The 13,039-nt window shown below is 34.7% G+C and carries 11 protein-coding genes; 2 read left to right on the top strand and 9 right to left on the bottom strand.

Going from position 1 to position 13,039, the window contains the following annotated elements; all coding sequences use genetic code 11:
* The 8 genes from rnc to aspS form a co-directional block, all read right to left on the bottom strand.
* On the bottom strand, positions 1-702 hold the full coding sequence (gene rnc / locus DW196_RS07780) for a ribonuclease III (protein WP_071456147.1): 702 nt from the start codon (positions 700-702) through the stop codon (positions 1-3).
* 113 nt (positions 703-815) lie between these two features.
* Positions 816-2,600: an oligopeptide ABC transporter substrate-binding protein gene (locus DW196_RS07775; RefSeq protein WP_118250859.1), complete on the bottom strand. Its 1,785-nt coding sequence runs from the start codon at positions 2,598-2,600 to the stop codon at positions 816-818.
* Positions 2,601-2,623: 23 nt separating this feature from the next.
* On the bottom strand, positions 2,624-3,526 hold the full coding sequence (locus DW196_RS07770; protein ID WP_071456145.1) for an ABC transporter permease: 903 nt from the start codon (positions 3,524-3,526) through the stop codon (positions 2,624-2,626).
* Between the two features lie 30 nt (positions 3,527-3,556).
* A complete protein-coding gene (gene opp4B, locus DW196_RS07765) occupies positions 3,557-4,519 on the bottom strand; it encodes an oligopeptide ABC transporter permease (protein WP_071456144.1) in 963 nt (320 codons plus the stop codon).
* 1 nt (position 4,520) lies between these two features.
* Positions 4,521-5,471, bottom strand: a complete 951-nt coding sequence (locus tag DW196_RS07760) for an ATP-binding cassette domain-containing protein (protein WP_118250858.1) — start codon at positions 5,469-5,471, stop codon at positions 4,521-4,523.
* A complete protein-coding gene (locus DW196_RS07755; protein ID WP_071456142.1) occupies positions 5,468-6,472 on the bottom strand; it encodes an ABC transporter ATP-binding protein in 1,005 nt (334 codons plus the stop codon). Before DW196_RS07755 ends, DW196_RS07760 begins: the two co-directional genes overlap by 4 nt.
* 373 nt (positions 6,473-6,845) lie before the next feature.
* Positions 6,846-7,700, bottom strand: coding sequence for a YitT family protein (locus DW196_RS07750; protein WP_118250880.1), 855 nt, complete (start codon positions 7,698-7,700; stop codon positions 6,846-6,848).
* Between the two features lie 74 nt (positions 7,701-7,774).
* Positions 7,775-9,541 (bottom strand): aspartate--tRNA ligase, encoded by a 1,767-nt coding sequence (gene aspS / locus DW196_RS07745; protein WP_118250857.1) that lies wholly within the window; start codon positions 9,539-9,541, stop codon positions 7,775-7,777.
* Positions 9,542-9,914: 373 nt separating this feature from the next.
* Here aspS and DW196_RS07740 point away from each other — a divergent pair, with 373 nt between their 5' ends.
* Positions 9,915-11,231, top strand: coding sequence for an N-acetylmuramoyl-L-alanine amidase (locus DW196_RS07740; RefSeq protein ID WP_118250856.1), 1,317 nt, complete (start codon positions 9,915-9,917; stop codon positions 11,229-11,231).
* Between the two features lie 50 nt (positions 11,232-11,281).
* Here the strand turns inward: DW196_RS07740 and DW196_RS07735 are convergent, their stop codons facing one another.
* The gene (locus tag DW196_RS07735; RefSeq protein ID WP_147408678.1) at positions 11,282-12,364 is read right to left on the bottom strand and encodes a 3D domain-containing protein; all 1,083 of its coding nucleotides are present in this window, start codon (positions 12,362-12,364) and stop codon (positions 11,282-11,284) included.
* Positions 12,365-12,513: 149 nt separating this feature from the next.
* Here DW196_RS07735 and DW196_RS07730 point away from each other — a divergent pair, with 149 nt between their 5' ends.
* Entirely contained in the window at positions 12,514-12,990 is a 477-nt protein-coding gene (locus DW196_RS07730; RefSeq protein ID WP_071456137.1) for a nucleoside 2-deoxyribosyltransferase, read from the top strand.
* Positions 12,991-13,039: the final 49 nt, after the last annotated feature.

Raw genomic sequence — 13,039 nt, 5'->3', positions numbered from 1 at the left:
CTAGGATTCTTCTGCTAAAATGTTGGCTAATGCTGCTTCTGCCGCTTTTTGTTCTGCCACTTTTTTAGACTTTCCAGACCCCTTACCTAGAGGCGTTCCTCCACCACATACTTCAACATGGAAGATTCTTGCATGGGCAGGTCCTTCTTCTGCTATTAAATGATACTCAATCAAGATATCACCATTTTTTTGTAATACTTCTTGTAGAGTGGTTTTATGATCCATCTCATGTGAAAAAGCACCAGTTTCAATTTTTGCTACGACTACTTGGTAGATAAATTCTTTCGATTTTTTAGCTCCTTGATCCAAATATAGAGCTCCTAAAAAAGCTTCGAATAAATCACACAACAATGATGAACGACTTCTACCATTTGAATTTTCCTCTCCCTTACCAAGTTTAACAAATTGATCAAAACCACATTCTTTAGCAAACATTGCTAAACTATCTTCTCTAACAATTGTCGAACGTAGTTTTGTTAATTTCCCTTCTGGTAAATCTTGAAAATGACGGTATAAATAATCAGATACTTCTAACTCTAAGACAGCATCTCCTAGAAATTCTAATCGTTCATTATCTTGTAGCTCAAAATGTCGATGCTCATTCACATAGGATGAATGGGTAAACGCTTGTTCCAATAACGAGATGTCTTTAAAAATGATGTTATAGTCTGTCTTTAATAACTGTGTTAACGTTTGTTCCATTGAATGTGCCTCTCCCTTTTAACCATAGATACTCTTATTATACGTTTTTTTTGTTTGAAAGAAAACAAAAACTATCAATTTGACCAAATAGCCAAATTGATAGTCATTAATCTTTATTTTTTATCTGTTACACCAACGTGAGACCATGGGTTACTTGTTACATCATAAGCCCAGTCAAATCCAGTTACTTTGTCACTCACTGGCAATACAGCGTCTCTGAATAATGTTGGAATGACAAATGCTTCGTCAGCAACATATTCTTGCCATTCTTTAAATTTATCAGCACGATATTTACCATCAAATGCTTCGTCAGAGTCGATTTCATTTAATAATTTAGTATTTTCATCACTGACAAAACGAGTGTAGTTAAACGCCGTTTTAGGTCCGTATAATCCTGATTGAGATGGATCTGAACTTAATCCCCAAGCTGCTTGGTACACATCAACATCTGGTGAATCATTTTTTAATTTATCATAGAATGATTGGAATTCAATTAAACGACCAGTTGATAATTTAACATCTAAACCAATTTCTTTCCAGCAGTCCATGTAGTATTCAGCTAATGGTTGGGCAGTTTCGCCACCTGACATAGAAGCAAAATTAATTTCTAGTTTTTCACCTTTTGGATCGCGACGGAATTCTTCGCCATCTTTTTTCTTGTATCCAGCTTCATCTAATAATTTGTTTGCTTTATCAATATCTTGTTTAGAGTAACCAACTAAGCTCTTATCACTAAATTCATCAAAGATTGGTGGTACAATCGCATTAGCAGGTTGACGCAAACCATTGTAGAATTTGTTCGCTACAGCTTCGTTATCAATGGCATATCCCATTGCTTGACGTAATGATTTATTTGCCATTTTTGAATCTGGATTGTAAACAGATTCACCTTTAGCATCATCCCATTTACCTAATTTAAATCCTATATAAGTATAAGCTAAATCTTGACGACCTAAGATTTCATATCCTTCTATATCTTTGTAGTTTGGATAGTTATCAGTTGGCATACTGAATACCATATCATACTTTTTAGCTTTTAAAGACTCAACAATTGAGCTAGATGGTGCAACGCGCATTGTTATTTTGCTTAATTTTGGTTTTTCGCCATAGTAGTACTCGTTTGGTGTATACTCTACAGATTCACCTTGATTAATTTTTTCCATTTTGTATGGTCCAAAAGTCACAATATTTTTACGTACGGCATCACTTGATTCCATACCTTTTACTGGAATATCTTTAAAGATATGAGAAGGCATTGCTGAAGTCCATACAGTTTCACTTGTTTGTTTCATACCTGGGTTCATTTCTTTATAAGAAATTTCGACCGTTTTGTCATCTACTTTTTTGATTCCTGAGATAGAATCAGCTTTTCCTTCATGGTATTCATCCATCCCAACGATATTTTGGAAATCTTCACCATAACGGACACCTGAATAATCTTTGTTACCAATGATTAAGTATGGTTGGATAATATCATCTGCTACTAATGGTTTACCATCTGACCATTTGGCATCTTTAATGATTGTGATTGTGATTTTCTTACCATCAACATCGATATCTTTTTTTGCTACCCCATCATCTGTTGATTCAAAGTTAGCATTACTTGTAAACAACGCTTCATGAGATGGTTGCATAAATTGGTTGTCGTAAGCATCCTCATAGAATGTTTCAGAGAACATTCCTTTAAATTGAGTGTCCATTACAACGGCTGCTTCTAACGTTCCGCCTTCTTTGGCTTTTTCTTGATTAGACGTTTTTACTGGGAATTTTGATACATCTTCTGTTTTATCGGCTTTCCCACTAGATTTTTTGTCAGATTTTCCTCCACCACAAGCAGATAACCCGACTGTTACTGCAGCACCAAGTGCTACGACGCTAAATAATTTTTTGTACTTCATTCCTTCATCCCCCTTAGATTTTTTTATCCTAAACGTTGACGTGCATCAGCTGAACGCTTCAATGCTTGACCAACGTAGTTGATACATAACATCATGACAAGAATTAAAATAGACGCTGGCGCCCACACCCATGTCATATCTGATAAAACGACACCATTTGACGCATACCCAATCAATGTACCTAAACTTGGTGTTGATTGTGGTAATCCGAATCCTAAGTATGACAATGTTGTTTCAATCCCGATGTTGCCTGCAAAGTTCATCGTCAAATTTGTAATAATTAATGAGCTTAAGTTTGGCATTAACTCGCCAAACATAATCTTGAAGTCACTTGTTCCCAATGTTTTTGAGGCACTGATGTAATCACGACGTACTTCAGATAATGTCTTTCCTCTAAAGAGACGTGCTTTTGCGACCCAATAGAATGAACTCATAATCATAATAAAAGAAAATACATTATAGCTTGGAACAATTGTAACAAACACAATGATAATCATCATAATTGGTAAAATCATGATAAAATCAACAATTCGCATAATGATACTATCTACCATACCACCATAGTATCCTGCAACAATCCCTAATCCCACACCAATGATTGATGTCAAAATAGTAATTGAAAACCCAATAACAACAGAGTTACGAGCACCAATGATCAATTGTCCAAAAACATCACGCCCACCTTCGTCAGCACCTAGTAGGTAGCCATCTCCTGGAGCCGCGTATTTATCTAAAATACTTACTTTCATTACAGCATCTTTATCTAAAATAAGTGCTCCAATAAAAATAACTGCAAAGATAATAACTAATAACGATAATGAAAATAATGCTAATTTATCTTTTTTAAATTCTCGAGCAATCATTTTAAAACCTGTTGGTGGAACACTAACAGCTTCTACAGTTGCTTCTTTTTTTTCTTTACTCATAGCGAGTCTCCTTTCTTAACTATTGGTTTGTTACTGAATACGAATACGAGGATCGACGATACTCATGACAATATCTGAAATTAGATTCCCGATAATTGTGACAATACCTAGTATTAATACTATGGCTGTAATCACTGAGTAGTCACGTCCATTGATTGCATCAATAAACAATTTACCAATACCTGGATAAGCAAAGGTTTGTTCAATAACAACTGACCCACTAATTAAAGCAGTAATTTCATAACTTAATTGGGCTGCTATTGGTAAAGAGGCATTTCTAAAAATATGATGTGTAAAGACTTTATTAGTCGGTACACCTTTTGCTCTTGCTGTACGAACGAAATCTAATTGTTTGGCATCAATCACTTCATTACGTAAGTATTGAATCGTTACAGCTGTTGCAAGTAAGGCTTGTGTGATGGCTGGTAAAATCATGTGATATAAGCGACTCATCACATATTGTAATGACCCCGGTTCTAATCCTGTTGCCACTGATCCCGTTGTTGGGAACCATTCTAAACGGTAACCAAAGACAAATAGCATCAGTAACGCGAAGATAAAGATTGGAACAGCAAAGCTGACAAAGTTATAAACGACAACTGCTTTATCAAACCAAGAGTTTTGATAACGACCTGAGACTAATCCTAAAGGTAAGGCAATTGCATATGTAATAATAACTGTTAATAATGACAAGTAAATGGTATTCCCAACACGAGAACCAATAATATCACTTACAGGTAGTTTATATAAGAAACTTTGTCCAAAATCACCTTTAAATGCATTGGTTATCCAATCAAAATACTGAATATACCAAGGATTATTTAATCCTGCTGCTTCACGCATTCGATCGATTGTCGCAGGGTCCATATTAGGATTAATTAATCCAGTAAACGGATCTCCCGGCATAGCTTTTGCTAATAAAAAGATAAACAGACTCAACACAAAAATTTGTGGAATCATTAGTAGTACACGTCTTAATATTGTTTTCCACATATCATTGTCCTCCCCCTTCAGTTGTCTTAATTGCTGCCTGATGAGTTGGACTAATAGTTTTCAAGTCATATACACGACCATTTTCATCGTAATACTGGCTGTATAAGTCTTGGAAATCTTTTTCAACTTTACGACGCTCTTCTTTATGCTGTTCACGATTTCCAACATCAATTTTAGGAATGGCAGACAGTAAGCGTTTTGTGTAAATATGTTGTGGGTTATTATAAATGTCTTCTCTTGTTCCTATTTCAACAAAACGACCATGATTCATAATCGCAATGTTATCACACATATGTTTTACCACACCTAAATCATGAGAAATAAATAAATAACTTAAATTGTACTCTTCTTGAATACGTTTCATGAAGTTTAATACTTGCGCTTGAACTGATAAGTCAAGAGCAGATACTGGCTCATCAGCAATGATTAATTTAGGATTTGTCGCAACAGCTCGCGCCACTCCTAAACGTTGTCTTTGCCCACCAGAAAACTCATGTGGATACTTATACAATGCATCTGTTGGCATCCCAACAATATCTAACAAACTTTGAACACGTTTCTTTTCTTCTTGAACAGATAGGTTTTCAAAATTTCGAATAGGTTCAGCAATAATATCCAATACACGTTTTTTAGGATTTAAACTTGACATAGAATCTTGGAAAATCATTTGGACATCTTTATTATAGCCAATTGATTTTCTAGCTCTTTTCGAGATAACATTTGTATTTTCAAATAAAATTTCTCCAGCTGTGGCTTTTTCTAGCCCTACAATTGTTTTACCAATTGTTGATTTTCCAGAACCAGATTCTCCAACTAAACCGTACGTTTTTCCAGCCTCAATTTGAAAATCAACGCCATCAACAGCATAAACATAATCAACTACTTTGTTTAAAAAGCCTCCACGAATTGGGTAATGTACTTTTAAATCTTTTATTTCTATCAATCCCATTATGCGTCACCTTCTTCTCTAAAGTGGAAATGTTTGTAACATGTACATCGAACAAAGTGTCCTGGTTCTATTTCATGCAATGTTGGTTGCTCTTCATGAGCGTCTTCAGGTATCCAAGGAATACGAGCTGCAAACCGACAACCAGTTCTTGGCATATTTTTCAATGAAGGAACCACTCCCTCGATAACATGTAATTCAGAATCGTGCGCATCTTCTTGTGGAATTGAGTTCAGTAACGAGCGTGTATAAGGATGTTGTGGATTAGAGAATAAAACATCAACAGGTGCTTCTTCTACAATTTGACCACCATACATAACAGCAACTCTATCTGCTGTCTCAGCTACTACACCTAAATCGTGAGTAATTAAAATAATACCGGCTTCTGTTTCCTCTTGTAAATCGCCTAATAAGTCTAAAATTTGAGCTTGAATTGTTACATCAAGTGCTGTTGTTGGCTCATCAGCGATAATAATTGGTGGTTTACAAGAAATAGCAATCGCGATAATAACACGTTGCCTCATCCCACCAGACAATTCATGTGGGTATTGCTTTGCCACACGTTCAGGATTAACAATCCCTACTTGGTTTAGCAACTCAATAGCGCGAGCAGTTCGTTGTTTTTCATCTAAATCTGTATGATAGAACAACGCTTCAGCAATTTGGTCTCCAATACGCATCAATGGATTCAACGCTGATAACGGATCTTGGAAAATCATCCCTATATCATTTCCTCTAATCTTGTTATAAAGCGTTTCAGATAGACCTACAAGATTTAAATCGTTGTAGATGATATCTCCTGTAATTCTAGTATTTTTTGGATCTTGTAATCCCATTATGGTCATTGCTAATGTACTTTTACCACAACCAGATTCTCCAACAATTGCTAAAATTTCATTTTTGTCTAATGTAATTGACACGTCATCTACTGCATCATAAAAATTGTCTTTGATTCGAAATCCAGTATGTAAATTTCTCACGTCTAATAATTTGTTGTCAACAAACAATAGAATTCTCCTTTCTTATCTTATTCCCGTACTGATTTTATTTATTCATAAAACTCTTCATTTTTAATAATATCTATATGCTTAACAGATAAAAACTATCAAGATATCTTATAATTATATTAGAAAAGAATCTATTAAGCAATAGTTTTAATAGTAACTAAATTACTTTGAGATTAAAAATAAATGGCATATATCTCATTATAAACTATAACTTCTATAAATTAAAGACATTTTATAAATCTTCGCAAACATTAATTCAATAAAACACTTTTAATATTAGATTTTCTTAATATTATTGCAAAATTTCGTTTATTTTTTTGCAAAAAACACACCTTTATTTAAAAATGTATAATAATAGAGGGGTTATTAATAGTTAATCAATTGTTTCATAAAAGTTCCCCATAATTGTTACGTTCTCAGAAATACTCACAAACGCTTTTGGATCAGCATGCTGCATTGCATGCTGCAACATCGGAATCTGATCACGAGTTAATACCGTTAGTAATACTTTTTGTTCGTTATGAGAAAACGCCCCTTCAGCATCATTTAAAATTGTAATACCTCGACGTATTCTAGACTGTAACTCATCTACTACCTTTTGTGGTTTTGTCGTAATAATCATCACTTGCATTTTCTTTTGTTTAGTATAAACCATATCAACTACTTTACCATTAACAAAAATTGAAAAAGCACTATAAAAAGAGTAAGGCCAACCAAATAAATAACCTGATGTCAAAATAATACACGCATTAAAAATAATATTTAATGAGCCTACATTTCGACCAGTTAATTTTCGAATCGTCATGCTAACGATATCCAATCCCCCTGAAGACAATCCACTACGTAATGCTAAACCAACACCAAGTCCACAAACTCCCCCGCCAAAAATGGCACAGATAATTGGGTCTGTAGATAGAACAGTAGTTGGAATAATTTGGACGAAAAAGGCTGTCATAAAGACGGATACCATAGTAAAGACTGTAAATTTTCGGCTTAGCATCTTCCACGCTAAAATAAATAATGGAATATTTAAGCAGTACAATACAACTCCCATAGGCAACTCAACGCCAGATGCTTTTTCAGCTAACGTGACGATAATTTGTCCTAGCCCTGTGATACCACTGGCATAAATATGTCCTGGTCTCCAAAATAAATTCAGTGCAATAGCTTGTAAAATGCCATTAACAACGGCCATTGAAACCTTTTCCATGTAACCGTTATCCGTCATATACTCTTTACATGTTTTTAGTTTTTCCACTGGTTGCATCTCCTCGATTTTCTTGACTACTTAACAGAAAACGATCAATCTTCTAACTCAACACTTAGCGATAATTCTTCTAATTGCTCTTTTGAAGCTATACTTGGAGCCGAAGTCATCAAATCAGCAGCTTTACTATTTTTAGGGAAAGCAATCACTTCACGGATATTATCTTTTTTCGCAAGCAACATGACTAAACGATCTAACCCTAAGGCAATTCCTCCATGTGGTGGGAATCCATAATCTAATGCATCTAAAAGAAAACCAAATTGAGATTCAGCTGATTCTTTTGTAAATCCTAATGCTTTAAACATCTTCTCCTGTAAATCTCGTTGGTAAATTCTTAAAGAGCCCCCACCAAGCTCATAGCCATTTAATACCACATCATAGGCTTTGGCGTAAACTTTTTCAGGTGATGTTTCTAATAATTCAATGTCACTTTCCTTTGGCATTGTAAATGGATGATGTGCTGCGACAAAACGGTCTTCTTCTTCAGAGTATTCAAATAACGGCCAATCCACTACCCATAAGAAATTAAACTGATCTGAATCAATCAAATCTAATTCTTTTCCTAGACGATTTCTTAATGCTCCGAGTGATGCTGCGACAACTGAATCAGTATCTGCACAGAACAATAATAAATCTCCTACTTCAGCATTTGTTGTCTCAATTATTTTGTCACTTGCATCAACTAAAAACTTCGCGATTGGTCCTTTAAGACCATCTTCTTCTACTTTGACCCAAGCTAATCCTTTTGCACCAAATTGCGCTAACCACTCACCTAGTTTATCTAAATCTTTACGTGAATACTTATCTGCAGCTTGTTTAGCATTTAATGCTTTGACAGCTCCACCTGAACTTAAAGCCTGTTGAAATACTTTAAACTCCACATCTTTTACTGCTTCTTTCATATCAATTAGTTCCATATCAAAACGTGTATCTGGTTTATCACTACCAAATCGAGCCATGGCATCATCATACGTCATACGTGGAAATGGTATCGGAATATCAATTCCCATTACTTCTTTCATCACTTTCGATAACATGTTTTCAGTATACGCTTGGATGTCTTCTTCTGTTAAGAAACTTGTTTCAATATCAACTTGGGTGAATTCCGGTTGGCGATCCCCTCGTAGATCTTCATCTCTAAAACAACGAACTACCTGATAATAACGATCAATTCCAGCTCCCATTAATAATTGCTTAGTTGTTTGAGGTGATTGAGGTAACGCGTAAAAATGTCCTGGATGAACTCGTGAAGGAACCAAATAATCTCTTGCTCCTTCTGGTGTCGATTTATTTAAATAAGGTGTCTCCACATCTAAAAAGCCATTATCATTTAAAAATTCGCGAATGACACGTGTTACATGATGTCTTAATTTTAGATTATTTAACATTGATGGACGTCTAATATCCATGTAACGATATTTCATACGCACATCATCACTAATCGTTTGATCGTCTTCGATGACAAATGGTGGCGTCTTTGCTCCATTGTATACGATGATGTCTTCAGCGATAATTTCAACTTTACCTGTCTTCATTCGAGGGTTAATAGCTGAACCTGTTCTCTCTATTACCTTACCTCTCACACCAATCACGTATTCACTACGACAAGAGTCTGCAATGATTAAAGCTTCTTGTGACACTTCAGGGTTGAAAACTACTTGAACAAGTCCTTCTCTATCTCTTAAATCGATAAAGATTAATCCTCCTAAGTCACGACGCTTTTGCACCCACCCTTTTACTACAACCTCTTGACCTAAATCTTTTTCTGATACTAGACCACAATATGTTGTTCTTTCCTGCATGATATCTATCTCCTTTTAATCATTTATTCATAAAAAAAAGCCCTTGTTAAATTATAACAAGGACGAATAATTTCTTACACGTGGTACCACCTATTTTTAAAAAGTTTCAAAAAACTTTTTCTCTAAACGATATAACGCTCGTTAGCGGGATATATTACTACCCATCTCCAGAGTGTCTGTCCTCTTTAAATGAATGATTTCACCAAATTCATTCTCTCTTTTTTGTAAAAAAGGCACGTCTCCTTCATCGATACTCATCCTTAAAATACTAAAAATTGTACAAAAAGTCAAGATATAATAGGGTAACTCACTACTCAACTTCTAAAATTTTTGCTATAATATCCCTTATCAAGTAATCAATGAGGTAATCCATGTGAAAAACACAAACTCAATAAATCGCACGATAAAAATGTTTATCATTAATATTTTAGTTGTTGCTTTGGTTTTTATCGGCTTTAATTATATGCGAGGGAATAGCCAAATTGCCACTGTGGGAACAATCGCTTTAAATGTCCGTGAAAAACCTGATGCGTATTCTTCTGTTATTACTCAAGTCCATAAAGAAGACAAAGTCACTATTACGGATGAAAAAAATGATTGGTACAAAATACAAACAGCTGATAAAACAGTTGGTTGGGTACCTAACTGGCTATTATTTGATGGTACTAGTGGTCCATATACTAACTTAACTGCTTCTATTGCTAAACGAAATACAGAACTGAAAAAAGATAACTCAGAAAGCAGCAAGGTAATCAAAACGTTAAAAAAGAATGAACACGTGAACGCGACTCTTGAGCTAAACGGTTGGGTACGTGTTTATAGTGACGGAAAATACGGTTGGGTGCCAAGTGATAGCTTAATCATCCAAAAAAACCGGGACAATAAATACAAAGAAAATCAAGTGCTTCATGTTGCCACTACTTCTGCTTACTTAATGAGCAATAACTCAACATCAAGTAATAAAGGTGATTTTTTAAAATATGGTGCTACTTTAACGTATTTATCTGAGACAGAGGATGGGTGGATGAAAGTTAAAACCAAAGATGGTAAAACTGGATTCTTAAATTCTTGGCAAGTCACTTCTCGTAAGATATCTAGTAAGGAAGAAAAACCTGGTATTCCAATGCCTGAATTTACGATTATGTTAGACCCAGGACATGGTGGAGATGACCCTGGTGCTCAAACTATTGATGGAAAAACTTTAGAAAAAGAAGTAACGCTAAAAACAGCCTTAGCAGTTCGAAAAGAACTCCAATCTCATGGGTTTAATGTTTTAATGACACGTGATAAAGATAAATTTGTTTCCTTGACTGATATAGGAAAAATAAGTTCCTCTAGTCAAGCAAATGCTTTTATCAGTTTTCATTATGATTCAAGTGCACAGGCTAATACAGCTTCTGGAACAACCACATTCTACCGAAAAGACAGTGGTAAACCACTTGCTCAAGCTATTAACGATAGTATTGCGAACATTCTGCCTCTAGAAAACAGAGGCTTTGGTAATCAAGATTATCAAGTACTGCGTGAAAATTCAAAGCCTGCTGTTTTATTAGAGTTAGGTTACATCAATAATGATTATGATGCTGCTTACATAAAAAATAAAAATTATCATCAAAAAGTAGCAGATTCTGTCTACGATGGACTAATGGTTTATATAGAAGAGAAAAGTAACAAGGGTGCCGAAAATTAAAAAAGTATCAAACAACTTTAACACTTAGTTGTTTGATACTTTTTGTTTTTTTATTGAATCGTTACTGTTACAGTACGTCTTCCCCAATTTCTACACTCAGTCACTGTATTAAAATGAACATCAATAATATTACCTCTTATAGCTCCACCAGTATCTCCAGCTACCGCAAATCCATAACCAGATACTTCAACTAATGAATTTAAAGGAATCACACTTGGATCAACTGCAATCACGCGAGAATTTTTTCTTAAATCAATTCCTGTTGCTGTGTATGGTGTTAATCCACCCTCTGTATAAGAATAAGCTGTCGATTGCATCGTTAAGGTACGTCCATTACTACTTGCTGCTGGTTTCTCTGTTGAGACAGGCGTACTAACAGTTGATCCACTCGATGCTGATTGAGTGTTATTTGAAGTGTTGCTACTGCCGTTAGATTCTGTTGAAACATGGGCTGTTCCCTCTTTTTTCAATTCTTCTGCTTTTTTTGCCATCTCTTTTTCTTTCGCAGCTTGTGCTTCTTTTATCACTCGCTCTTCAGATAATTTTTTTAAAGTTGCTTCATTATTAGCTAATTCTTTCTTCAAATCACTAACTTGAGATTCTAGAGCGGCTTTATCATTTTCAATTTTAGTTTGTTTTTCAACTAAAATTTGTTGATCCATAACTAATTCTTCTCTTAATCTCTCTAATTTATCTTTATCTGTTTCTAGGGTTTCAATTTTTGATTTTTCCGCTGTTTGTAAAACGGTCATAGCAACCGCACGATTAACAAAATCAGATACACTATTAGCATTTAACAACGTATCAACCATCGTTGTGCTTTGCTCGTTTGTTTGGATTGTTTTCATACGAGAGGCAACCATCTCTTTGCGTTTTTCCATACTGCGTTTTGTTTTTTCGATTTGTTGTTGTGTTGTTAAAATTTTTGATTCAGTATCCAACACATCTGATTTTAAATTTTCTAAATCTCTATAATTTTTATTTACATTATCAAGTGCACTATCGATTTTTTCACTAATCTCAACACTTTGTTTTTTCACGTCTTCTTCTTTCGTTGCTGCAAATAACGAAACTGGCATGCTTGTTAGCATGACAAAGCACAATAGACCAGTTATAGTTTTCCTATAATTCAACAATCGCCAACACCTTTCAATTAATAACGTTCACTTTTTATCTTTCCTAATTATACAAGAATGACTCTTGCTTAATATGACATTCTCTTTACAAATTATTACAAATTAAGGTATTGTATTATATAAATGTAATAGTAAGGAGTGGTTTGATGACAAATATATACTTTGCTAGTCCCTTATTCTCAACAATGGAAAAAAATTACAACGAGTGGCTTGTAAAACAAATCAGAGAATCTTACAAAGAGGTTTCTGTGTATTTACCTCAGGAACAAATGGAGATAAATGATAAAAATAGTTATGCAGACTCAAAAATGATAGCAACTTATGATACAAAAGCTCTATTAGATAGCGATTTAATGATTGCTATTCTTGATGGTCAAAGCATAGATGTTGGTGTAGCAACAGAAATCGGTGTGGCTTATCAAGCTGGCATACCAATAATCGGTTTGTTCACAGACAGTAGACAACAAGGTGCTGATAACCAACAAAAAATAACAGCATTGCAGGATGTAGCGGAGTCTCAATTCCCTTATGTTAACCTTTACACGATTGGGTTAATTAAACTAAATGGCGTCGTGGTTAATTCTGAAGAATTGTTATTAAAAACTGTCGCCACATACATCTAATTTAGCGAGCATCTTTTACCGTATTTAGGTATAGGATGTTCGCTAAAAT

This window comes from Vagococcus sp. AM17-17 (assembly GCF_003471765.1).
Taxonomy (GTDB): Bacteria; Bacillota; Bacilli; order Lactobacillales; family Vagococcaceae; genus Vagococcus; species Vagococcus teuberi.
The sequence above is the reverse complement of the archived record's forward strand: the minus strand, read 5'-3'. Positions and strand labels throughout refer to the sequence as shown.

What these genes read in the sequence shown, in the direction of transcription:
- opp4B (WP_071456144.1), bottom strand. Translation starts at nt 4,519, where the DNA reads ATGTGGAAAACAATATTAAGACGTGTACTACTAATGATTCCACAAATT.
- DW196_RS07730 (WP_071456137.1), top strand. Translation starts at nt 12,514, where the DNA reads ATGACAAATATATACTTTGCTAGTCCCTTATTCTCAACAATGGAAAAA.
- rnc (WP_071456147.1), bottom strand. Translation starts at nt 702, where the DNA reads ATGGAACAAACGTTAACACAGTTATTAAAGACAGACTATAACATCATT.
- DW196_RS07770 (WP_071456145.1), bottom strand. Translation starts at nt 3,526, where the DNA reads ATGAGTAAAGAAAAAAAAGAAGCAACTGTAGAAGCTGTTAGTGTTCCA.
- DW196_RS07750 (WP_118250880.1), bottom strand. Translation starts at nt 7,700, where the DNA reads ATGACGGATAACGGTTACATGGAAAAGGTTTCAATGGCCGTTGTTAAT.
- aspS (WP_118250857.1), bottom strand. Translation starts at nt 9,541, where the DNA reads ATGCAGGAAAGAACAACATATTGTGGTCTAGTATCAGAAAAAGATTTA.
- DW196_RS07775 (WP_118250859.1), bottom strand. Translation starts at nt 2,600, where the DNA reads ATGAAGTACAAAAAATTATTTAGCGTCGTAGCACTTGGTGCTGCAGTA.